The 2,333-nt window shown below is 55.7% G+C and carries 2 protein-coding genes; both read left to right on the top strand.

What is annotated here, in order from left to right; all coding sequences use genetic code 11:
- The first annotated feature begins 68 nt into the window (after positions 1–68).
- Entirely contained in the window at positions 69–668 is a 600-nt protein-coding gene (locus A4R35_RS05705) for a phosphopantetheine-binding protein (RefSeq protein WP_223258495.1), read from the top strand.
- 71 nt (positions 669–739) lie between these two features.
- On the top strand, positions 740–2,333 hold a 1,594-nt coding region (locus A4R35_RS05710), incomplete at its 3' end, for a condensation domain-containing protein (protein ID WP_223258215.1).

Genomic DNA, 2,333 nt, shown 5'->3' on the forward strand with positions numbered 1-2,333 from the left:
CTCTCCTCTTCCTGGGCCGCCTCGACCAGCAGGTCAAACTCCGTGGCTTCCGCATCGAACTCGGCGAAATCGAGGCCCTCCTCTGCTCCCACCCCGCCGTCCAGGAGGCCGCCGTCCTCCTGCACCAGCCCTCCCCCGATGATCCCCCTTCCGCTCAACTGGTCGCCTACCTCGTGCCTCAGCCAGAAGCAGAGCTTACCCTGCACAGCCTTCACCAGTATTTAAGAGAGCACTTGCCGGACTACATGATTCCAGCCACATTTGTAAAGCTGGAACAAATGCCAACCAATGAGCATGGGAAAATCGACCGTGCTCGCTTGCCTAAACCAGAGGAGACCTATATTCTACGTGAGGATGCTCACATAGAAAGAGAAGCCAGGACCCCAGTCGAAGCCAGAGTTGCAGAGCTGGTAGCTTCTCTACTAAAGAGAGAGCATGTCGATTTTGATGAGAATTTCTTCAGATTGGGGGGGAACTCACTGCTGGGTGCCCAGCTCATGCTTCGCATCTCAGAAGCATTTGGGGTCGACCTGCCCCTTCAAGTCCTCTTCAGGAGTGGCTCGCTGCGTGCCTTGGCCGCAGAGGTCGACCGACTTCTCCTTGAGAAGATAGAGAGCATGAGCGACGAAGAGGCTGAAGAGTGGCTCTCTCGCCTGGGGCTATCATGAAAAGCATTTTAGCAAAAGGTTGCCAAGGGCGCAGATATTCATTTATAACTAGAAAGCAGGTGTAGTAGAAGATGACATCACAGGGAGATCTTTCCAATAAGAGGCGTGTTTTGCTTGAAAAGCTACGTGAAGGGAAACTGGATCAACAGGGTAGAAAAACTTTGCTACCTCCGTTGCCACACCACGATCCAGAGCAGCCGGCTCCTCTCTCTTACGGCCAGCAGCAGCTCTGGTTTCTCTCTCAGCTACAGCCCGATTCTGCTGTCTACAATACCCCTATTGTCATTGAGATTCCCGGCGACCTGGACGAGGTCGCTCTTCAGCAGAGTCTGCAGGCATTTCTGGATCGGCACCATCTCTGGAGATCTTCTTTCCCTACACTCAACGGCTCCCCTGTGCAGGTGGTGGAGCCTTGCCCCTCTCTCCCTCTTCCTGTGACCGACTTCTCTTCTCTGCCTGCGCCCGAGCAGTTCGCCGCCGCACGCTCCTTCGTCGAGCAGCAGGCTCGCCTCCCGTTCGATCTCTCCCAGGCTCCCTTGCTGCATGTCTGCCTGCTCCATTTTTCCCCACAGCTGCACTGGCTTGTCCTCGTTGTTCATCACATTATCTGCGATGGCCACACCGTTCAGAGTATCCTGCTCCCTGAACTCTTCCACCTCTATCGGCGCTTTTGTCAGCAGTCTTCTCCAAACATCGAGCCTGCCCCTTACCAGTACGCCGACTACACACTCTGGCAACAGGCTCATTTCTCTGCTGAGCGTTTGCAACAGCTGGTAGCTTTCTGGAAACGCTATTTAGAGGGCGCCCCGACTGCGCTTAGCTTGCCTACTGACCGCCCACGCCCTGCTCAGCAGAGCTTCCAGGGCAGCACCTATCACTTCACTATTGCTCAAGATATAATGGAAATGGTCCATAACTTTGTGCGCAAGGAGGGTATCAGCCTTTATACGGCCCTGGTGGCTGCTTTCCAGATCTTGCTCTATCGCTACAGCTATCAGGAGGACTTTCTGATTGGTATTTTCACAAGTGATCGCCACCATCGGCCCGAGTTTGAGTCTATTCCCGGGTACTTTCTCAATACCCTCGTGCTGCGCAGTCAATTGAGCAATACACTGAGTGCTCGTGAGTTAGTGAAACAGACCTGGCATAATCTGACAGAAGTGCTGGCTCACGGCGATATGCCTTTCTATCACCTGGTTCAGCACCTTCTTCCCGAGCGCGATCTCTCTCAGAATCCACTATTTCAGGTTGCCGTCTCACTGGCACCTGCTCCTGCCTCGTTGCCAGAGGGCTGGCGCGTTCAGGAGAGCACCCTGTCCAACGGGAGCAGCCGCTTTGACCTCTCGCTAATTCTGGAGGAGCTGCCCGACGGTTCTTTGCACGGTTGCATTGAGTATAGCAGCGAGTTGTTTGAAGAGCAGACCATTGTCCGGCTCGCCCGCCACTGGCAGACCCTGCTCTCCTCCCTCGTCTCCGACCCTTCCTGCTCCCTCGCCTCTCTCCCCCTCCTCTCTCCCGAGGAACGCCACCAGCTCCTCGTCTCCTTCAGTTCCTCCTCCCAGACCCTCCCTCCTTCTCCCGCTCCTGCTATCCACCTCCTCTTCGAAGCCCAGGCCCAGCGCTCTCCCTCCTCCTGCGCCCTCCTGGACCTGCCCTCTGGCTCTT

This window comes from Thermogemmatispora tikiterensis (genome assembly GCF_003268475.1).
In the GTDB taxonomy this organism is placed as follows: Bacteria; Chloroflexota; Ktedonobacteria; order Ktedonobacterales; family Ktedonobacteraceae; genus Thermogemmatispora; species Thermogemmatispora tikiterensis.